Source organism: Thalassospira sp. SN3W, from assembly GCF_038070535.1.
Lineage (GTDB): Bacteria > Pseudomonadota > Alphaproteobacteria > Rhodospirillales > Thalassospiraceae > Thalassospira > Thalassospira xiamenensis.
This window is the reverse complement of record NZ_CP121124.1, coordinates 2,706,413-2,726,845: the sequence shown is the minus strand read 5'-3', so window position 1 is coordinate 2,726,845 and position 20,433 is coordinate 2,706,413. Positions and strand designations below refer to the sequence as shown.

The window sequence follows — 20,433 nt, the reverse complement described above, 5'->3', positions numbered from 1 at the left end:
ACCCTAGTGGGCGCGCATCCGGTCGACATATTCCTTGAGTTGACGGCGCGCGGCCTGATAGCTGTTTTTGAGCGCGATATAGACATCCTCGTGGGCATGATCGGCACTGTCGCGCTTAACCATAATCTCCTTACCCGGCACATGAATTCCGAAATGAACCGCATAGCGGTTTCCCTGTGCGTGGGATGCATGGGGTCTTTCCACGATGACATGACAACTTGTCATGCGGTCGAAGGTTTCTTCCAGTTTTTGCACCTTGAAGCGGATCCGCTCGTCCAGCGCATCTGATTGATCAACATCACGGTAGGTGATTTGAACGGGAACCTTCATATTGCGGCCTCCTGTTATAGAGCCTGAGACATTCACAAGGCGTTGCACCTTGCAATTATCCGAAACGTTTGCCGTTTCGGGGCAGGACAGGACCCAAGACAACTTCCGCAAGCCTCGCGCCCTGTAATGAAACCGTCTTTTTATATACTTAGGATACAGGGCTTGCGCTGCAAGATGCGTTGACGCATATCAAGCACTGCCTGAAGGTTGCCAAATCGGGACCCAACGGCGCAAATTGCACATAGTGGATTGAAATTACAGGAGAACACAGAGGTCATGACGGAAGAAAAAATGCGGTTCGAGGCTGAAGTCAGCCGCCTGCTCGATATCGTTGTCCATTCGCTTTATTCGAACAAGGACATCTTCCTGCGCGAGCTCATTTCCAATGCGTCGGATGCCTGCGACAAGCTGCGCTACGAGGCGATTGCAAAACCGGAACTGCTCGCAGGGGATTCAGAATTCAAGGTTCGTCTTCTGACCGATAACGTCCGTAATGTTCTGACGATTGCCGATAACGGGATCGGGATGAACAAAACCGACCTGATTGAAAACCTCGGCACGATTGCCAATTCAGGCACCGCGAAATTCGTCGAGGCCCTGTCGAAATCCGACAAGGCAAAGGATGTTGACCTGATCGGTCAGTTCGGTGTCGGTTTCTATTCCGCCTTCATGGTTGCGGGTCAGGTCGACGTCGTCACGAAAAAAGCCGGTGAAGATCAGGCGTGGAAATGGTCATCGGACGGCAAGGGCGAATACACCATCGCCGAAGCCGAAATGGAAGGCCACGGCACCCAGATCACCCTGCATCTGACCGATGATTTCAAGGAATTCACCGAAGAATATCGCCTGCGTCATATCGTCAAAACCTATTCCGATCATATCGGCATCCCGGTTGTCCTGATGAAGGCGGACGGCAATGACGAAACCCTGAACGAGGCATCGGCACTCTGGACCCGTCCGAAATCCGACATTACCGACGAACAGTACAAAGAGTTCTACAAACACAATTCGCACGCCTTCGACGATCCGTGGAAAACCATCCACTATCAGGCCGAAGGTGCGATTGAATATACCGGTCTTCTGTTCCTGCCGACCATGCGCCCGTTCGATCTTTATGATCCGGCGCGCAAAGGTCATCTGAAACTTTATGTCCGCAAGGTCTTCATCACCGAAGGTGCCGATGACCTTCTGCCGCCGTGGTTGCGGTTTGTGTCCGGTGTCGTCGACAGCCAGGATCTGCCGCTGAACATTTCGCGCGAAATGCTGCAACACAACCCGGTCCTGACCAAAATCAAAAACGGCCTGACCAAAAAACTCCTGTCCGAACTTGAAACCGCATCGAATAAAGACTCGAAAGGTTTCGAAACCTTCTGGGAAAACTTCGGTTCTGTCGTCAAGGAAGGCCTGTATGAAGACTACACCAACCGAGACCGCATCCTGAAACTGGCACGTTTCCGTTCCACGCATTCGGATGGCTGGACAACGCTTGCCGACTATGTCACCCGCATGAAGGATGGTCAGAAGGCGATCTACTATATCAGCGGCGAAGACGTCGATGCGCTCAAACGCAGCCCGCAGCTTGAAGGTTTTGCCGCCAAGGGCATCGAAGTTCTGCTGCTGACCGATCCGGTGGATGAATTCTGGTTGCCATCTGTTGGCCAGTTTGAAGAAAAAGACTTCAAATCGGTCACCCGTGGCGGTGCGGACCTTGCCGACGTCAAATCCGATGACAAGGATGATGCCAAGGACGACAAGAAAGACGATGCCGCATCCGATGCGTCCCTTGATGCCCTGATCGCATCGATCAAGATCGCACTTGGCACCAGCATCAAGGACGTCCGTGAATCAGATCGCCTGACCAGTTCGGCCTGCTGTCTGATTGCCGATGAAACCGGCATGGATTTGCGGATGGAACGCCTGATGAAGCAGCATAACCGTGTTGATGAAATCAGCCCGCGCATCCTTGAAATCAACCCGAAACACAGCCTGATCAAAAAGCTGTCGGACATTGCCATCAAGGACGCCAAGACCCCGATCCTTCATGACGCCGCCCTGCTGTTGCTTGATCAGGCCCGCATCCTTGAAGGCGAAGCCCTGCCCGACCCGGTCAGCTTCGCCCGTCGCCTTGATCTGGTGATGGAAAAGGGTTTGGGTAGCTAAGCTTTCCCTGTTTTATGGACAACCAAAACGGCGTGTCATTCGATGCGCCGTTTTCTTTTGCAGATTCTGCAAATTTAAAACGGTTCTTTACCAAACACCGGCATATAACCACCACATTAGGCAAACAGACTTTGGCATACGGGAAATTCGGACCGATGATGAACTGGCAAAAATTGCTGTCGCCCGAACGTCTGGGCACACGACATTCAAGTGTCGGCGCGTTCGGTCGATCCGATTTTCACAAGGATTACGACCGGATCATTTTTTCGTCGGCTTTCCGGCGTCTGCAACGCAAGACGCAGGTTCATCCGCTGCCTGAAAACGACAATGTCCATACCCGCCTGACCCATAGCCTTGAAGTATCCTGTGTTGCACGGTCCATGGGACTTATGGTCGGCCATCAGCTGGCCGAAAAAGGCCACCTGCCCGACGGGATTGAACCCGATCATATGGCCGCCATTGTTCAGGCCGCCGCCCTTGCCCATGATATCGGCAACCCGCCATTCGGCCATGCCGGGGAATATGCCGTTCGTCAGTGGTTTCTGGATGCCGATCCCAAATATCTTGCGCCGCTGTCCGAGGCAGAACGCGCCGATCTGACCACCTTTGAAGGCAATGCGCAGGGGTTCAGGTTACTGACCCATAAACGAAGTGGCCTTTATGACGGCGGCATGCGCCTGACCTATGCGACGCTGGCAAGTTTTGTGAAATATCCATGGTCGGCGATTGGCAGTCCTTATCCCGAAAAAATGAAATTCGGTGCGTTTCAGCGCGAAATGGATTTGCTGACCGAGGTTGCCGATGCCACCGGCCTGATCCGCACCGGGGCACAATCGTTTTGCCGTCATCCGCTGGTTTATCTGGTCGAGGCGGCCGATGATGTCTGTTATGCGCTGATTGATATCGAGGACGGCGTCGAACTGGAACTGGTTGATTTCAGCGTCTTTGAAAACCTGTTATTGCCCTGCATCCCGGGCGACATTCCTAGCGAATATCACCGCGAAACCAACATCCGGCGCAAGATGACCTTCCTGCGTGGCAAGATCATCACCGGGCTTCTTGATGCGCTGACCGATGCCTTTGTCTTGCGCGAGGAGCAGTTGCTGAACGGGGCAGTCGATGGTGATCTTCTGTCCTGTGCCGATGGTCCGTTCAACGAAATGATCGCGACCGCCAAACAGTTTTCAGAAAAGCAGATCATTCTGAACCGGCGCAAAGTCCAGATCGAGGTCGGCGCATTTGCCTGCCTTGAAACGCTGCTTGATACCTTCTGCAAGACGGCCCTTGAAATCCATCAGGCCAAGGATGACGCAGAGCTTTCCTATCGTACCGGACGGGTTCGCGAACTGATCGGCAATGATTCGATGCCGGTCGGCGCACCGCTTTACAACCTGTATCTGACGATCCTTGATTACATATCGGGCATGACCGACGACTTTGCCGCCCGCCTTGCGCGCGATATCGGCGGCGGGCAGCATTGATGCGCGACAATCGTAACGGCCGGACGCAAGCATAGGAAACGGGACGATGTGGTTATTTGCCCCGTTCATCGGTCGCTATCGCAGGCGTCTGGCTTTTATGGCGGGCGCAGGATTGGCGGCCGTCGTTTACGGGTTGGTTGAACAAAGCACGCGGCCCGAAATACAGGCATGGTACTGGCCCGGGATTGCCGGTTTCGTTACGTTTGCCATCACACGTTTTACCGTTTCACGGCTGATATCGCGGTTTATCGGCGGGGTTCGTCGCCACATGCATTAACAAAAAAGGCAGGCCCGGAAGCCTGCCTTTCATATCCTATGCGGTTCAACCGCCAATCATCAACACCATCGAATGGGGTATGGGGAATTAACCCTGCCCACCGCCCATGGCCTGACTGATTTTTTTGTCGGTGTTGTACTGGCTCAACGCATAGACAGCCCAGATTGCCGCCGGAATCCACCCCAGAAGGGTAATCTGCAAGATCAGGCAGATGATACCTGCAATGGGCCGCCCGATGGTAAAGAACAACAACCATGGCAGCAGAAGCGCGATGAGTAACCGCATATATTCATCCTCTTTGTTATGTCGGCTTACATGCCGTCTTCAAATTTCACCGTAACAACCCTGTTGCCTTTTTCCGCGACACCATCGGCAGTCGGAACCGGTACATTGGCCTCGCCGCTGATGCTGATGGCAAGCCTGCTGGGGCTGACGCCATGATCACGCAATGCCTTGACCACCGCATCAACGCGCGATTTGGCAAGGATGTCATTATACATCGGATCACCGGCCCGGTCAGCATAGGCTGTAAGACTGATCATTTTCGGGTCGTATTTTTCATATGCTTCGACAATCCCGTCAATAACCGGCATCGCCTTGTCACCAAGAACGGCACTGTCGAACGCAAAGTAGATTTTCATCGGTTCAGGCATCATCATCGGCGCAGCCGCGGCCATCGGCTTTTGATCAAGTTCCGCCTGAACAAGGGCAAGTGCCTGATAGAACGAGGCACGGCAATTATCGATGTCTTCCTGCTGAATGTTTTCTTCAAGTTCCTGCATCCAGCAATCGAAAGCAGCCTGGGCCCGTGCGGCGGCTTCTGGTGCCTTGTCCCGTCCGCCCGCATCAAAGGCCGCCATCAAATCAGCCCGTGCAACACTGATTTCTGCCAGGCCTTCCTGGGGCAGATTGCGATCTGCCAATGGCTGCGGACCTGTATCCTGTCCCATCGCCGCCGTTTTCGCGCGGTTGGTGAAGTAACGCGCATCCGCCCAGTCCGCTTCGTCATATTCGGCTTGCGCAAGGTCGGAATACGCCTGATGAAGGGCTGCATCAAATGCCGACCCCGTATCGGTCATCCCGCGAACGCCCGGAATATCCATGTTCGCACAGGCCGCAAGAAAGGCAGCTGCGGAAACAGCAAAAAGCAGTTTAGCTCTCATCGGTCTTCACTCCTTGTCTGGATGACGACAATAATGATCCCAATCCCAATATTTTATTTTCAGGGCGCATAACCAACCGGTTGATCCGGCTTGATGGCAAACGCCGCGTAACCAATGCAATGCATCGATCTTTGTTTGGCGGTGTAAATCGTTGTCGATGACCAGATCGGAAGAGTGACCAGACCCCGAAAATAATCTTTCCGGTTCATATTGCCGAACAAGATTCCCCAAGACGACACCGTCCATTGGTGAAATGTTTCCATACCCCAAAATATATGGAAACCAAATTCATGAAAAAAAGCAGGGAGATAGAGAAAATCTCACATCAGTAATATGCGGATTGTCCTTGTGCGGTGCGGCAGTACCGTCAATTCGCCGTTAAAAAGAAAAACGGAAGGAGCGATAACCGCCCCTTCCGCCAAGACATTGATTATAAGGATATTATTGAAATATCCCGTAATTCCGGTTCCGAGTCCCGTTATTCGGACGAACCGCCAAACAGTCCCTTGACCGCATCACCGACGGCACCCGCACCGTCCTTGACCACGCCGCCGGTTCCGGTTGCAGCACCGCCAATCAATCCGGTCACACCCTTGCCAAGGTCACCGACCCCCTGCAAAAGTCCATCGACATTCAGACTGGAAACCGATTTGAACACCGCGGTGTTAAGGGCGGTGATGATTTCTTCGGCGACTTGCGCCGGTGTCGCCCCGCCTTCTTGCTTGCCAATGTCCTTAAGGTGGATTTCAGGAAGTCCCGAAGACAGTTTTTTACCCTGCAGCATCGCGGCCGACACACTGACATTGCCGTTGCGGATATAGACATTATCAATCACGACCTTGGTACCCGAACCGTCATCGGCGGCGGTATCTGCCTTGTCGCCACCTGCACCGGTCGGGCCGGAGACACGCTGGACAAAGCTTTCAACATTGCGCTGAATGGTCGCGATGTTTGACGAACCCTGCCCCAATTCATAGGTCACACTGGGCGCATCCACGATCACCTCGATCACGCGGATGGTATTGCTGGTAAGGGTCGAACCATCCAGTCGCACCGAAATATTGCCCAGCGAAAAGGCATGGTCGGTTTCAAAACCATCCGGGTTCCCGACAACCAGCCCGCCAATGGATGCCGTGTTCTGGGTGGTTTCAATCTTGACATTATCCACCGTCACATCGGCCAGCGTCACACGGGTTCCAGCCTCTTCGATGGTTGCTTTGACGATATTGTCAAGATTGACATAGACATACACCAGTCCGGCAACGACCAGCAAAATGATGGCTGCCAACGCGATGAGGATCTTTTTCATTGCCCGTATCCTGTTTTTTGTTTCATCGGGATAAAATTGCTTAAAGAATTGGGGACGTTCGTTTCCGGGTTCAATCAGAAGCTTCACCCCGGCACGTCCCGTGATCAAGACCTTTTAGACAAAAAAACAGCGGACTGGATAAATCCGGCCCGCTGTTTGGTGCTGAAAAAACGGTATTCAGATATTGAACTCGACAACCACCGGTGCATGATCGGATGGTTTTTCCCAGTCACGGGCAAGATCATAGACCGATGCGGTCCGGACCGATCCGGCCATATTCGGTGTCATCCAGACATGATCCAGACGACGCCCCTTGTTGCTGGCCCGCCAGTCGCGTGAACGATAGCTCCACCAGCTAAACAGTTTTTCCGGCTCTTCGACGATTTCACGCACAGAGTCCACGAAATCACCGGATTTACGGAATGCTTCGAGCTTTTCAACTTCGATCGGTGTGTGGCTGACAACTTTCAAAAGCTGCTTGTGCGACCAGACGTCATTTTCCGACGGGGCAATATTGAAATCCCCGACCAGAATGGCCTTGCGATCCGGGCCGGCAACCCGGCGTTCCGCCCACCATGCGGTCATTTCATCAAGGAAGGAAAGCTTGTGGGCAAACTTTTCATTGATTGTCACGTCCGGTTCGTCGCCCCCGGCCGGGATGTAGAAATTGTGCAGCTCGACCCCGTTTTCAAACGTCACCATACAGTGACGGCGATCTTCCTTGCCACAGAAATGCTTGATGTCGACTTCCGCAAACGGCAACCGCGACAGGATCGCAACACCGTTATAGCTTTTCATGCCATGGTTATGACGATGAATGTAACCGGCGGCTTCAAATGCCTCGTGGGGGAAATGCTCGTCCGGGCATTTCAGTTCCTGAAGACACAGCGCATCGGGTTGTTGTTCTTCTAAAAACTTTATGACCTGTTCGATGCGCAATCGAACGGAATTGATATTCCAACTGACGATTTTCAAAACGGACTCCGTTTCCTGATGAGGTGAGTGGGCCCTGACCCTTTAATCCCTGTATCTTGATATCCTGATGCTATTTCAGCGTAACCGACAGTTCGGCGACATCGGCAATCACCACATCCATGCGGTCACCGCGCACCACCTGACCGACACCTTCGGGGGTTCCGGTAAACAAAAGATCACCTGCCTTAAGCTCGATCAGGGTCGACAGATGCACCAATGCGTCAACCATCGGCCAGATCATCTTGGCGGTGGTATCATCCTGTTTGACCGTGCCATTGACCGACAGTTTCAGGTTGGTTGCCTGCGGATTGCCTGCATCGGCCTTGGGCCGGATTGCCGAAATCGCGGCACAATCGTCAAAGGATTTGGCCATATCCCACGGCAGGCGACGGTCCTTAAGGCCGGCCTGCACATCACGGCGGGTCATATCAAGGCCCGCAGCATATCCGAAAATGGCGGCTTCAACCGCCGCATGATCAAGGTTCTTGCCCCCCGCACCAAGGGCCACAACAAGCTCCCCCTCGTAATGGAGGTCTTCGGTTCCCGACGGATAGGCTAGATCACCGTTGCCAACCTTCAGGCAATCCGTCGGCTTCATGAAGATGCAAGGCGGGGTGTCGGCCGGGTCGGAGCCCATTTCGCGCACATGGTCGGCATAGTTCTTGCCAATGCAGAAGATGCGATTGACCGGGAAAAGCTGATCCGAATTCTGCACCGGAACGGTAACCGGCGTGGCTGAGGGAAAGACAAAATTCATGGTGGCCCCCTTGAAGGAAATCCTGATGGAAATATTGTCCTTACTGATACCCAAGCTGCTGATAAATTGAAATGCTTTGAGTACGGATTTAATCCGCCTCCCTGTCAGAAGCTGTCAGGAGGATGCTGCACCATCAAATCAGGTGCCCTTAAATGGCCGGTTGCTTGACCGGTCACTGATTTAGTGACCTAGTTGGCTGGTGCCTGCCCGTCTGCTCGTTGCTGATTGCAAAGGTTTCTGCATGTCCGATCATCATATTCAGCCATTACCGGAAATCCTTGCACATCTGAATGTTTCCCCCGAGGTCGGCCTTTCGGAAACGGACGCCACAGAACGCCGGAAGAAATACGGCAGGAACAGCCTTAAGGACCAGAAGCACGTCTCTTTCTGGAACATCCTGATCCGGCAGTTTGCGGGGCTGATTGTCTATATGCTGGCCGGTGCCGCGGCCCTTTCATTTTATTTCGGCGACCTGACCGAGGGCATTGCCATCGTCGTGGTGCTGATCATCAATGCAGCCATCGGCTTTACATCCGAATTCAGGGCCATCCGTTCGATGGAGGCATTGCGAAAGCTTTCAAGTGTTCACGCCAAAGTAAGGCGGGATGGGCAAATCCACGTGCTGGAGGCCCGCGACATCGTACCGGGCGATATTGTTATCTTTGAAGCGGGCGACATTATTCCGGCTGATATCCGTTTGATAGAATGCAGCAACCTGCAGGCAGATGAATCTGCTTTGACAGGGGAGTCCGTTCCGACGGACAAAACCATCAACCTGCCCGATGATGCCAGAACCGATGAAAACCTGCCACTTGGTGATCGCACGAATATGGTGTTCAAGGGCACGGCCATCAGCCGCGGGGATGGATCGGGCGTCTGTGTTGCCACCGGAATGACAACCGAACTTGGTCATATCGCGGCGATGACCGAAATGGCAGAAGCCGAAACATCACCACTTGAAAAACGTCTTGATACGCTGGCTGGTCATCTTATCTGGGCCACTTTGGGACTGACCATATGCATCGCCATTGTCGGCATTTATGTCGGCAAAGACATGGTGATGATGCTCAAGACCGGTATCGCCCTTGCGATTGCCGCCGTCCCAGAAGGATTGCCGATTGTTGCAACGGTTGCCCTTGCCCGCGGGATGTGGCGGATGGCGAAACGCAATGCATTGATCAAGAACCTGTCAGCCGTTGAAACGCTGGGTGCGACCACGGTTATCATGACCGATAAAACCGGAACGCTGACCGAAAACCGGATGACGGTCGTAGCCCTCCGGACCTCGGGAAACGAGGTTGATTTTACGTCATCTCCTGGCGCATTGCTGGCAGCAAACAGCCCCGAAGAACTGGCCATACGGATTGCCGTTTTGTGCAACGACGCAATTCTGCTGCCATCTGGCAGCACGGAAAAGCATATTGGCGACCCGATGGAACTGGCCCTGCTTGAAGTCGCCCGGAATGCGGGCATTGATCAGACAGAACAACAAGCCAGATACCCCGAAATCGCCAAGGAAGCTTTCAGCGCGCAGACCCGCATGATGGCAACCTTTCATCGCGATCAAAACAACCCCGATACCCTGTTTGTTGCGATCAAGGGCGCACCCGAAGCCGTCATTAAAAACAGCACCGGCTTCCTTGAAAATAATGGCCTGCGTGAAATGGACGAAAAAGCCCGGCGGCGCTGGTCGGATTTAAGCAATGACATGACGCAGAAGGGCTTGCGCGTTCTTGCCCTTGCGATGAAAAATGCCCCTGCGGTCGATACGCCCCCCTATCAGGATCTGATCCTGATTGGCCTGATCGCCCTTCTTGATCCCCCGCGAGAAGATGTGCCAGCCGCAATACAGGCCTGTCATGCGGCGGGGGTGCGGGTCATCATGGTAACGGGCGATCATATCGGCACCGCCGGGAATATTGCGACGCAAGTCGGACTTTGCAATGCAACGGCATCCGGGCTTGAAGGCAGGATGCTTCAGGCAATCGACCTGACACAGAAAACAGAACGTGACCGCATTCTTGCCACCCCCGTTTTTGCAAGGGTCAGCCCCGAAGCAAAATTAAATCTGGTTTCCCTTCACCAGCAGGCAGGTGCCATTGTTGCCATGACCGGTGATGGCGTTAACGATGCCCCCGCGCTTAAAAAGGCTGATATCGGCATCGCCATGGGCAAAAGAGGCACAGACGTCGCCCGCGAAGCCGCAGACATGGTTCTGCGTGACGATGCCTTCCCGTCAATCGTAACCGCGATGCATCAGGGACGGGTTATTTTTGCCAATATACGCACCTTTGTGCTGTATCTGATGTCATGCAATCTCAGCGAGATACTCGTGATCGGCCTTGCCGTGCCAAGCGGTCTTCCCTTACCGCTTCTGCCGTTGCAGATTTTGTATCTTAACCTTGTAACGGACGTGTTTCCGGCTTTCGCACTTGGTATTGGCGAAGGAGACCGGCATGTGATGAACCAGCCCCCGCGCGATCCCAAAACACCGGTTCTGACCAAACAGGATTGGGGCGGCATTCTTTTTTACGGCGCATTGATTACGGTCGGAGTACTTGGTGCTTTTGCCATGGCACTGCATGTTTTCAACCTTGGGGATCAGGAAGCTTTGTCAGTATCGTTCCTGACCCTTGCAACCGCACAGTTGCTGCATGTTTTCAACATGCGTGCCCGATCTTCCGGCTGGATTTTCAACGATGTTACCCGCAACCCTTTCATCTGGATTGCCTTGGGAATTTGCGTGCTCCTGATCGGGTTGACGCTTTATGTTCCCGCATTGTCCCGGCTGCTCATGATTGACCCGCCCAGCGGAACGGGATGGCTTCTGGTGATCGGGGGAAGTCTGGTACCGCTGGTTATCGGGCAGGCCGCGAAAATATTCACCAAACCGGCAAAGCAACCTGTGTCGTCTTAAGGCCAATCACCCTACGAAACGCAATGTGCCGGATAACAGTACCCGGCACATCAATTCCCCCACAGGTATCGCCAAAGGATATATATATCAGGTCCTTACAGAAGCCCTTCAATCACCCGATCCGGCGGCGTGTGACCATCGACAAAGGTCTTGATATTGATCAGCACCTTTTCGCCCATATCGACACGTCCCTCAATGGTCGCCGACCCCATATGCGGCAACAGAACGGCGTTCTGCAATTCAAGCAGTTTCGGGTTCACGGCCGGTTCATGTTCGAACACATCAAGCCCGGCCCCGGCAATTTCACGATCGGCCAGCATCCGGGTCAATGCCGGTTCATCGACAATCTCGCCACGGGCCGTATTGACCAGAATGGCGTGCGGCTGCATCAGTTTAAGGCGACGGGCCGACAGCAGATGATAGGTTGCCGGTGTATGCGGGCAGTTGACTGACACAACATCAACATGGGCCAACATCTGATCCAGGCTTTCCCACCAGGTCGCATCGAGTTCCGCCTCGGTATCGGGATGAACACGGCGGCGGTTATGATAATGCACCGAAAGACCAAAACCTTTTGCCCGGCGGGCCAAGGCCCGGCCAATGCGCCCCATGCCGACAATGCCAAGCCGCTTGCCCCAGATGCGATGCCCCAGCATCGATGTCGGTGCCCAGCCCGTCCATTCGCCGCTGCGAATCATGCGTTCGCCTTCGGCAACACGGCGCGATACTGCAAGGATCAGCGCCATTGTCATGTCGGCGGTGTCTTCGGTCAGGACATCGGGGGTGTTGGTGACGGTGATGCCTCGTGACCGCGCGGTTTGCAGATCGACATGGTCAACACCCGTCCCGAAATTGGCAATCAGGCGCAAATTCGGCCCCGCATGGGCAAGAACGGCGGAATCGATTCTGTCTGTCACCGTCGGGACAAGAACATCGGCCTGTTTGACCGCCTCGATCAATTCGGCCTTGGACATCGGGACATCGTCGATGTTCAGACGTGCATCAAACAGTTCCATCATGCGGGTTTCAATCGCTTCCGGCAGTTTGCGGGTCACGATGACGAGGGGTTTTTTCTTGGTCATCTGCCGTTCCTATGCGGTCTTTTAACTCTTTTGCTGACAAGATGGGTTTCTTGCGCCAAATGCGCTCTTGCCGCAATGCAGTGATGCCACGTCACAGGGTATTAAAGCAAGAATTTTGACGTCATTTTTGTAATTTTATTTCTTAAAGAGCAAGGTTCGCCGGTTCCGAAGTTCTATTCCGGCAGCAGAAGAAAGAGCAGGGAAAACCGTCACAATGCCGCGGATCATCCGTAAATTCCTTCATACTTTTATCGCCATGGCGATCCTTGGCAGCCTTGGCGCACCGATTGTCGCCAGCGCGCAGGAATCAGGCCTGCCGATCCCGCGCTTTGTTGCATTGCGGTCAGACAAGGTTCACCTGCGATCCGGGCCCGGCCTGCGTTACCCAAAGGTCTGGATCTATCAGCGCCGCAACATGCCGATGGAAGTCATTTCGGAATTTGATACCTGGCGCAAGGTTCGCGACTGGGAAGGCAGCGAAGGATGGGTGCATCAAAGTCTTTTGCTGGGATCACGTCATGTGATTGTTACCGCCGATACCATCACGCTTTATTCCGCCGCCGATGAAAATGCCCGCAAGATCGCCCTTGTTTCCAATTCGGTGATTGGCAAAATCGAAACCTGCCCGCGTTCGGTTGACTGGTGTCAGTTGCAGTTTGGCGATTTCGAAGGATGGGCCCCGCGTCAGGGCTACTGGGGCATTTATGACGGGGAATATATCGAATAGGCTTTATGTCTTGTCCGACCAGGGCCTATATCATTCAGGCTTCTATCGATACGCGGGGCGCGCTGGATTGATCAGCCCCGCCACCACCTGACAAGGTGCCGCCAATACCCGTCCCACCACCGTTGCTGTCATAGCCGCCAAACGTGCTGGACGGGACTGGATCGTTGGTATTTCTTCCTGTTGTCGGCGCGAAGTATTGCCCATCATCACGCCCGAATGGATCCGCGTTCGGATCATAGGCAAACGGATCATCACGCTCGGTAACCGGCTCAGGTCTTGGTTGCGGTTCTGGCAGACTGATGCCACCAATCGTCACGGTCTGATCCTGCAAACGTGCCGATATTTCGCCAAGATAGCCCTGAAAAGCTTCTATGATTCCGCGCCGCACCTGATCGGCGTCGCCGGGTTCGGTTGCAGCAAGTTGCGCCTGAAGGATGTTGTTACCTGCAACCTCGGAAACCCGGCTGCGATCAGCCGCCCCGGCAATGCTTTCGCGGTCTGCCTGTAGGGATATTTCCCGGTTTGAAAGCGCTTCCTGCGCGGCATCCACACGGTCACGCGCGTTGGAAACCGCGGCATCATCGGAAATGTCGATGGCGGATAGCCCGGTTGCCAGTCCTTCGGTCCCGGATGCATACAGTTCAACATTCAGACGGTTGCCTGATGACGTCCCCGATCCGATCTGCAATTCAATTGTCTGATCACTGTCCAGCAGGTTTTTGCCATCATAATTGCTGCTGGTGGCGATTTCGTCGATCTGATCAAGATAATCCTGAATTTGCGCTGTGATGAACCCACGTTCGACGCGTGACAGTGATGGATTGTTTTCAACGCTGCTGACCAGTGTATCGACTTCGTCCAAAGCAGAGCCGATCCGCGAAAGATCATCGGCGGCAACTTTAAGAAAATCATCCGCACGACCAAGCGAGCCCCGCAGGCTCCGGGATGCAGCACTGCTATTGCGAAGGGCATCGTTACTAAGGCTGGTGTTCGGGGAATTGCGGCTTTGGATGCTCTCGACGGACGCAAGCAGCCGGTTCTGCGGCGCGATGGCGCGCGCAGTGTCAGTATAGACCGGATAAGGACTACCAACTGCCTGCAATGTCGTTTCCGCACAAACAAGCCGGTTATGCAGCTACATGCCACGAGCCGGTCCGAATCACATTGATCCGAAGCCGGGCAGCCCATCCTGGAAGTCCGGCGGAAAAACCAGACATAAGTATAGTGTATTTGGAACGAAATATTAAGCCAAAACAAACAACTGGCGCGTTCAATCAGGCCGATGTTTTGTTTCGATTCAGGATTGCGAACATCTCAAGATGCGATGACCACAGGAACTGATCGACCGGAACAACCCGCGTCAGTTCATATCCACCATTGCGCAACACCCTGATATCGCGGGAAAATGTCGCCGGATTGCACGACACCGCGATCACCCATTCAGGCCCGTCAATCGCAAGGTTTTCACACTGCGCCAATGCACCGGCACGCGGGGGATCAAACAGGACAAGATCAAGTCCGGACAAGTCGGCCTTATCAAGGGGACGGCGAAATAGATCGCGTTCGACAACCTTGATCGGACTCGACGATTGTCCGACGGCATATTGCAGGCTGCGCACGGCACGCGGATCGCTTTCCACCGCGACGACATTGCGGCGATCCCCCCCCAATGCAAGCGCAAAGGTAAAGCTGCCAATCCCGCAAAACAGGTCCGCCACATGGCGGGCCGGGATACGTTGCAACGCCACCTTGATCGCATTGGTCAGGGATGCCTCGCCATTCCGGGTCGCCTGCAGGAAGCCCCCCGGCGGCACGGGCACATCGATACCTTCGAAGGCAACGGTTGGGGTACGGCGCGCTGCCACCGGTTCATCATTGGCGTCACCGACCTTCCAGCTTAGCCTTGCCAGATCAATATTTTCGGCAAATTCGGCCAGATCCTGCCGCATATCAAGCCCGGGTTCGACACCTGCATGTATCACCACATCAAGGCCGTTATCCGCACGGGTCACAAACACTTCCTTGACGGTCTTTGCGGCATCCGGATCACATTTGCCAAGAAAGGCCGCAAAGGCATCACGGAACGCCATCAGGTCCGGATGCAGAACGGCACAGTCGGTAATGTCGATGACCGTATGGCTGAACCGGCCATGGAAACCGACATGCACACCGGTTGCCCCCACATGAACCGCAAAACCGGCCCGGCGACGGCTTGCCGGTGGTGAAATTTCGACATCTCCCACCAGTTCCTCGGCCTCGTCGGGATCAAGTCCGGCACGCTGGACCGCGGTTAATGCCTTCTGGCGTTTCCAGTTGCGATAGCTGTCATCATCAAGATGCTGAAGCGCACATCCGCCGCAGCTTTCATAATGGCTGCACCGCGGGGCACTGGCAGGCGCACTGCGCGCAATCAGTTCGACCAGTTCCGCACCATATCCATCGCCGCGTTTTTGCCGCAGGGCCACACGCACGTCATCACCGGGCAGGACACAATCGACATAGGCAATGATGCTGGAACCATCCGGCCCCGTGATGCTTGCAATGCCGTCGCCCCGCGCGCCGATTTCGCGGATTGTCGTTGTCGCCTCGAACCCGATCAACGGATCGCGGCGCGGCGCGGATTTACGACGCCCACCGCGGGCACGGGGATTGCGGTGATGATGTTTCATGAACTCTCTCTTTGATCCGGCTTCTGCTGCACCTTGCGGGATGGCGCATCGGCATCGACATACACCAGATATGCAATCACGAACAGACCCGCACAATGCATGGCTGCCTGACAGCCCCAAATCCGCCTTTCCCAGCATCACAAGTGATCATCGGGTCAGTTGAATTTAGCCTTTATTCACTTTTGCACACGCTCAAACCCTTAAAATCGTGTAAGAATGCCCACATAAACAGCGTAGTGGATTAAATTTCGGGGCCACAAAGCGCTGGCACGCTATTTTCGACAATTGCACGAACACCATCCCGGCAATGCAATCTGTCTCATCAGGCTGAGGCGCAGAATAAAATCACGATTAATCAATGATCGTGAGACTTGGGGAAGACATGCAAGACGATAACCGGCCAACCGAAGAATCAGCAACCGAGCGCAAAACCGGCATCCGCAAGCAGGCCCTTCTTGCCAGCTTCATGACCGGCGTGCTGCTTGCCCTCGCGACTTTTCTGCTCTGGAGCAACGCGCTTCAGAATCGCGATACCATGTTGCTGTCTGCGGCCCGGATCATGTCTTCTGGCATTGCACAGCAGGTCAAACAGATCGTCGATAACAATCTGCATGTGCTCGAAACCTTTGCCGATAACTGGCAGGACGGCCCACCTGCGGAAGAACGCGATTATCTGAGCCTCGCCACCCCGTTGCAGGCCCGTTTCCCCGCCCTTCAGGCCGTCAACTGGGTCACACCGAACTACATCATCATGTATGTCGCCCCGATCAAGGGGAATGTCCCGGCGATGGGTGCGGACCTGAAACGCCATCCGCTTGCCGGGCCGGTGCTTGATATTGCGCTCGATCAGCGCCGCACACAGATCACACCCACCCTTGAACTGCTGCAGGGCGGGCGCGGATTTGCCGTCTATGCCCCGGTACTGAGCCCCGATGGGCAGATCATCGGCGTGATCAACGGTGTTATTCGTATCCGCACAATGCTGACATCGGTTATCGATGACGACGGGATCATGGGGTATTCGGTCCGTGTCCGCGAAGGCGACACCGTCCTGTTTGACCTTCAGGGCGAAGGCGACGATCCGGAGCTGAAACAGACCACGGCGGTCGATATTGCCGGTCGCCAATGGCACATTGATGTTACCGCCGACCCGACCCTTGCCAACCAGGCGATGTTCAGCCCGGAAACGGTGCTGTTTATCGGGGCGGCGATCACGATCATCATGACGATGATTGTCTTCGTGCTTGCCAACCGCCAACCGCGATCATCTGGACGCATCATCCATCACATGCGTGCGCCTGACGATATCAGCGATCTGTCGCTTGCCATCACGCGGCTGGATGGTCACCTGAAATCCATGACGCCGGAAACGGCTGATTTCTTTGACCTGCGCGAAGAAGATTACGGCTTTATCCGGTTTTACAATCTGGCACCGGAATTCCAGTCCGACGGCACGGCATCACGCCGGGCACAGGAAAAGATGCTGCTTGCGCTGAGCCGCGGGGACGAAGAACTTCGTCGCGAATGGGTTGTCCGCAGTGCTGAGGGTGTTCATGTGGTCTGCGACCTGTCGATGCGGCCATCTGTCAATCACGATGACTGCGTTGATATCACCCTGCACCACAATCCGGCTGCCAATGCATCGGTCAATCGCCTGCGCTATCTGGCAACGCATGATCCGATGACCGGCCTGCCAAACCGCGCACTGTTTGATGACCGGCTTAATCAGGCCGTTGCCCATGCCAAACGTTATGAAAAGCTTCTGGCGGTTCTGGTGGTGGATATCGATAATTTCCGTGCCATCAATGACCGGTTCGGATCGGATATCGGCGATGAAACATTGCGCACGGTTTCCGGTCGCTTGCGCGCGACGGTTCGGGAAAAAGACAGTTGTGCGCGTTTTTCGGGCGATATGTTTGCCGTCATTGCAACCGACCTGTCCGAGGCCGAAGGGGCGGCCCTTGTCGCAGAACGAATTGTCGAGTCCATGTCCCAGCCGATCCAGGCCGGTGGCAATGATGAAATCCGCCTGCATGTAAGTGTGGGCGTTGCCCTTTACCCCAACGATGCCAGGGCACCTTCGCAATTGCTGGCCAATGCCGATGCCGCGATGTATCGCGCACAAAAATCAGCAGAGTCGTCCTATTGCTTCTTTGTCGAGACAATGAACAGCGTGATGCATGCCCGCCTGTCGATGGAAACGCAATTGCGTCGGGCGGTCGATGAAAAGCGCTTTGTTCTGGAATTCCAGCCGCGCTATCGCACATCTGACCGGACCCTTACCGGCTTTGAGGCCCTGCTGCGCTGGATCGATGAAAGCGGAAAAAGACGCCTGCCGCCTGATTTCATTGCCGTTGCCGATCGCACCGGCCTGCTGACCCCGCTGGGACGCTGGATCATCGAAACCGCCTGCAAACAAATTGCGCAATGGCGGGACGAGGGTTACATCCCGGTTCCGGTGGCCCTGAACGTCTCAAGCCGCCAGTTTATTCAGGCCGATCTGCTTAAAAGCATTGTCGAGCTTACCAAGGCATATGAAATCGACCCGGCGATGATCGAGATCGAAGTCTCCGAAGAAATTGCCATGCGTGATCCCGAACGCGCACTTGGCCAGTTCTATCGCTTTGCCGAGGCCGGGATTGGTCTGACACTCGATCATTTTGCTGCGGCCAACACATCGCTTCGCTATCTGAAACGCTTCCCGGTGCAGCGGATCAAATTGTCCAAGGCATTGTTTAACATCGCGCTTGATGAACAGCCCGAAAACAGCATCCTGCAACCGGCCATCCGGTTGTGCAAAAGCCTTAACCGCAAAGTGGTTGCTGTCGGCGTCGAAACCGAGGATCAGCTTGCCGTCCTGCAATCCGCCGATTGCGACGAATTGCAGGGCTTCCTGCTGTCGCCGCCGGTCGATGCGATTGAAACGACCGCACTGCTCAGCCATCAGAACCCGGCAGAAAAGTCACCGCCGCGAAGCTGAATTTCGCGGACTTTCAGGATGAACCACAAACAGCAAGGCCGGGTAAAATGCCCGGCCTTGCCGTTTTTTGCATTTGGCGCTGTTACAGCAGGAAGGTCGCGGCCAACCCAAGGAAGGCAAAGAAGCCAACCACATCGGTAATCGTCGTCAGAAATACCGATGAAGACACCGCCGGGTCGATCCCGGCCCGTTCCAGACCAAGCGGGATCAGCGCGCCAAACAATCCGGCAAACAGCAGATTGATGATCATTGCTGCCCCGATCACACCACCAAGCATGACATCATCAAACCAGAACCACGTCACAGCCCCGGTCAGAACGGCAAAGGCAATCCCGTTCAAACCGCACACGGCGACTTCCTTTCGGATAACACGCCAGGCGTTGGTGCTGGTCAGTTCACGTGTGGCAATCGCACGCACGGCAACGGTCAGGGTCTGGGTCCCGGCATTGCCCCCCATCGAGGCCACAATCGGCATCAGAACCGCCAGCGCAACAAGCTGCTGGATGGTTGCTTCAAACACGCCAATGACCATCGATGCCGCAATGGCGGTAAAAAGATTGACCAGCAACCAGGTAAATCGCGATCGGGTGGTATCAAAAATCGCACTTGAAAGGTCGTCTTCCTCGCCAACACCGGCAAGGCGCATCATGTCTTCTTCATATTCTTCATCGATGACGTCAACCACGTCATCGACCGTGATCACACCGACCAGTCGGCCGCTATCGTCGACAACCGGTGCCGAAATAAGGTCGCGCTGACGGAACAGGTGGGCGACGTTTTCCTGTTCCTCGGTCACGACAACCGTGCGCATGTTCTCAGAATCCATCACATCGCGGATAAGCACCGGACGGTTGGTACGGATGGCACGTGAGAGCGGAACGATCCCCACCGGGCTGTATCGCGGATCAACCACGATGATGTCATAAAAATCATCGGGAAGGTTTTTCGCCGACCGCAGGAAATCGATGGTCTGCCCGACCGACCAGTAATCCGGAATCGCCACCAGCTCGCGCTGCATGATACGACCAGCGGTATATTCCGGATAGGACAGCGCTTCTTCAACGCGGGCGCGTTCGATATCGGAAAGGGCACCCAGAAGTTCTTTCTGGTCTTCTTCTTCCAGATATTCGACAACCTCGACCACGTCATCCGAATCGAGTTCGGAAATCGCTTCGGCCACCGCCTCGGTACCCAGCAGCGAAATGACCTCTTCGCGCAGCTCGTCATCAAGTTCGGTCAGAAGTTCCGGATCGAAATCCGGACGGATCAGATCGACCAGCTTGACGCGCTGGCTGCTGCTGGCCCAGCCCAGAAGGTCGGCAATGTCGGCAAAGTGAAGTTCGGAAATCAGTTCTTCGGCGCGCGATACATCATCGTCGCCCAGTGCATCAAGAATCTCGCGCGCATATTCAGGAGTAAGATCGACATACTCGTCACCAGACGACGTATTTTCCGCCGGACGTTCCAGTTCTTCGACCTGATCCGTCATCTGCCCCTCCCCTGATTGTGTTGCGCGCTAAGTTCGTTCCTGCACTTCAATTAAAAATGCCGTGCCGGACCAGTTGTCCGGCACGGCTGTTTCTGCGCTATCGGTCAGGCCCGGTCA

At 54.8% G+C, this 20,433-nt stretch carries 16 protein-coding genes; 6 read left to right on the top strand and 10 right to left on the bottom strand.

What is annotated here, in order from left to right:
- Positions 1–3 precede the first annotated feature (3 nt).
- Entirely contained in the window at positions 4–330 is a 327-nt protein-coding gene (locus tag P8T57_RS12305; RefSeq protein ID WP_007088900.1) for an HPF/RaiA family ribosome-associated protein, read from the bottom strand.
- A 276-nt stretch (positions 331–606) separates the two neighbouring features.
- Between P8T57_RS12305 and htpG the strand changes: the two genes are divergently transcribed.
- The 3 genes from htpG (at position 607) to P8T57_RS12290 (ending at position 4,248) form a co-directional block, all read left to right on the top strand.
- On the top strand, positions 607–2,490 hold the full coding sequence (htpG, locus tag P8T57_RS12300) for a molecular chaperone HtpG (protein ID WP_007088901.1): 1,884 nt from the start codon (positions 607–609) through the stop codon (positions 2,488–2,490).
- Between the two features lie 155 nt (positions 2,491–2,645).
- On the top strand, positions 2,646–3,971 hold the full coding sequence (locus P8T57_RS12295; protein ID WP_062958824.1) for a deoxyguanosinetriphosphate triphosphohydrolase: 1,326 nt from the start codon (positions 2,646–2,648) through the stop codon (positions 3,969–3,971).
- Between the two features lie 46 nt (positions 3,972–4,017).
- Positions 4,018–4,248, top strand: a complete 231-nt coding sequence (locus P8T57_RS12290; RefSeq protein WP_341363259.1) for a hypothetical protein — start codon at positions 4,018–4,020, stop codon at positions 4,246–4,248.
- An 87-nt stretch (positions 4,249–4,335) separates the two neighbouring features.
- On the opposite strand, the gene P8T57_RS12285 is transcribed toward P8T57_RS12290, so the two are convergent.
- The 5 genes from P8T57_RS12285 to P8T57_RS12265 all read right to left on the bottom strand — a co-directional run bounded on the left by P8T57_RS12285 (position 4,336) and on the right by P8T57_RS12265 (position 8,452).
- Positions 4,336–4,533 (bottom strand): YqaE/Pmp3 family membrane protein, encoded by a 198-nt coding sequence (locus tag P8T57_RS12285; RefSeq protein WP_007088905.1) that lies wholly within the window; start codon positions 4,531–4,533, stop codon positions 4,336–4,338.
- A 26-nt stretch (positions 4,534–4,559) separates the two neighbouring features.
- On the bottom strand, positions 4,560–5,411 hold the full coding sequence (locus tag P8T57_RS12280; RefSeq protein ID WP_063093058.1) for an OmpA family protein: 852 nt from the start codon (positions 5,409–5,411) through the stop codon (positions 4,560–4,562).
- Positions 5,412–5,889: 478 nt separating this feature from the next.
- Positions 5,890–6,720 (bottom strand): hypothetical protein, encoded by an 831-nt coding sequence (locus tag P8T57_RS12275; RefSeq protein ID WP_007088907.1) that lies wholly within the window; start codon positions 6,718–6,720, stop codon positions 5,890–5,892.
- 177 nt (positions 6,721–6,897) lie between these two features.
- Positions 6,898–7,695 carry an exodeoxyribonuclease III gene (gene xth, locus P8T57_RS12270; RefSeq protein ID WP_341363258.1) on the bottom strand — a complete coding sequence of 266 codons (798 nt, stop codon included), beginning with the start codon at positions 7,693–7,695 and terminating at the stop codon, positions 6,898–6,900.
- Positions 7,696–7,765: 70 nt separating this feature from the next.
- Positions 7,766–8,452 carry a fumarylacetoacetate hydrolase family protein gene (locus tag P8T57_RS12265; RefSeq protein WP_341363257.1) on the bottom strand — a complete coding sequence of 229 codons (687 nt, stop codon included), beginning with the start codon at positions 8,450–8,452 and terminating at the stop codon, positions 7,766–7,768.
- A 241-nt stretch (positions 8,453–8,693) separates the two neighbouring features.
- Between P8T57_RS12265 and P8T57_RS12260 the strand changes: the two genes are divergently transcribed.
- Positions 8,694–11,369 carry a cation-transporting P-type ATPase gene (locus P8T57_RS12260; protein ID WP_341363256.1) on the top strand — a complete coding sequence of 892 codons (2,676 nt, stop codon included), beginning with the start codon at positions 8,694–8,696 and terminating at the stop codon, positions 11,367–11,369.
- Positions 11,370–11,464: 95 nt separating this feature from the next.
- On the opposite strand, the gene P8T57_RS12255 is transcribed toward P8T57_RS12260, so the two are convergent.
- Entirely contained in the window at positions 11,465–12,451 is a 987-nt protein-coding gene (locus tag P8T57_RS12255) for a D-glycerate dehydrogenase (protein ID WP_007088911.1), read from the bottom strand.
- 214 nt (positions 12,452–12,665) lie between these two features.
- Here P8T57_RS12255 and P8T57_RS12250 point away from each other — a divergent pair, with 214 nt between their 5' ends.
- A complete protein-coding gene (locus P8T57_RS12250) occupies positions 12,666–13,178 on the top strand; it encodes an SH3 domain-containing protein (protein WP_037988139.1) in 513 nt (170 codons plus the stop codon).
- Positions 13,179–13,212: 34 nt separating this feature from the next.
- Here the strand turns inward: P8T57_RS12250 and P8T57_RS12245 are convergent, their stop codons facing one another.
- Both P8T57_RS12245 and P8T57_RS12240 read right to left on the bottom strand, forming a co-directional pair.
- Positions 13,213–14,280: a hypothetical protein gene (locus P8T57_RS12245; protein WP_341363255.1), complete on the bottom strand. Its 1,068-nt coding sequence runs from the start codon at positions 14,278–14,280 to the stop codon at positions 13,213–13,215.
- 172 nt (positions 14,281–14,452) lie between these two features.
- On the bottom strand, positions 14,453–15,847 hold the full coding sequence (locus P8T57_RS12240) for a methyltransferase (protein ID WP_341363254.1): 1,395 nt from the start codon (positions 15,845–15,847) through the stop codon (positions 14,453–14,455).
- Between the two features lie 382 nt (positions 15,848–16,229).
- Between P8T57_RS12240 and P8T57_RS12235 the strand changes: the two genes are divergently transcribed.
- Positions 16,230–18,827, top strand: coding sequence for an EAL domain-containing protein (locus P8T57_RS12235; RefSeq protein ID WP_341363253.1), 2,598 nt, complete (start codon positions 16,230–16,232; stop codon positions 18,825–18,827).
- 82 nt (positions 18,828–18,909) lie between these two features.
- Here the strand turns inward: P8T57_RS12235 and mgtE are convergent, their stop codons facing one another.
- Positions 18,910–20,316: a magnesium transporter gene (mgtE, locus tag P8T57_RS12230; RefSeq protein WP_007088916.1), complete on the bottom strand. Its 1,407-nt coding sequence runs from the start codon at positions 20,314–20,316 to the stop codon at positions 18,910–18,912.
- Positions 20,317–20,433: the final 117 nt, after the last annotated feature.

What these genes read in the sequence shown, in the direction of transcription:
- P8T57_RS12265 (WP_341363257.1), bottom strand. Translation starts at nt 8,452, where the DNA reads ATGAATTTTGTCTTTCCCTCAGCCACGCCGGTTACCGTTCCGGTGCAG.
- P8T57_RS12260 (WP_341363256.1), top strand. Translation starts at nt 8,694, where the DNA reads ATGTCCGATCATCATATTCAGCCATTACCGGAAATCCTTGCACATCTG.
- P8T57_RS12295 (WP_062958824.1), top strand. Translation starts at nt 2,646, where the DNA reads ATGATGAACTGGCAAAAATTGCTGTCGCCCGAACGTCTGGGCACACGA.
- P8T57_RS12305 (WP_007088900.1), bottom strand. Translation starts at nt 330, where the DNA reads ATGAAGGTTCCCGTTCAAATCACCTACCGTGATGTTGATCAATCAGAT.
- P8T57_RS12250 (WP_037988139.1), top strand. Translation starts at nt 12,666, where the DNA reads ATGCCGCGGATCATCCGTAAATTCCTTCATACTTTTATCGCCATGGCG.
- P8T57_RS12255 (WP_007088911.1), bottom strand. Translation starts at nt 12,451, where the DNA reads ATGACCAAGAAAAAACCCCTCGTCATCGTGACCCGCAAACTGCCGGAA.
- P8T57_RS12240 (WP_341363254.1), bottom strand. Translation starts at nt 15,847, where the DNA reads ATGAAACATCATCACCGCAATCCCCGTGCCCGCGGTGGGCGTCGTAAA.
- P8T57_RS12235 (WP_341363253.1), top strand. Translation starts at nt 16,230, where the DNA reads ATGCAAGACGATAACCGGCCAACCGAAGAATCAGCAACCGAGCGCAAA.
- P8T57_RS12275 (WP_007088907.1), bottom strand. Translation starts at nt 6,720, where the DNA reads ATGAAAAAGATCCTCATCGCGTTGGCAGCCATCATTTTGCTGGTCGTT.
- P8T57_RS12280 (WP_063093058.1), bottom strand. Translation starts at nt 5,411, where the DNA reads ATGAGAGCTAAACTGCTTTTTGCTGTTTCCGCAGCTGCCTTTCTTGCG.
- mgtE (WP_007088916.1), bottom strand. Translation starts at nt 20,316, where the DNA reads ATGACGGATCAGGTCGAAGAACTGGAACGTCCGGCGGAAAATACGTCG.
- P8T57_RS12285 (WP_007088905.1), bottom strand. Translation starts at nt 4,533, where the DNA reads ATGCGGTTACTCATCGCGCTTCTGCTGCCATGGTTGTTGTTCTTTACC.
- htpG (WP_007088901.1), top strand. Translation starts at nt 607, where the DNA reads ATGACGGAAGAAAAAATGCGGTTCGAGGCTGAAGTCAGCCGCCTGCTC.
- P8T57_RS12290 (WP_341363259.1), top strand. Translation starts at nt 4,018, where the DNA reads ATGTGGTTATTTGCCCCGTTCATCGGTCGCTATCGCAGGCGTCTGGCT.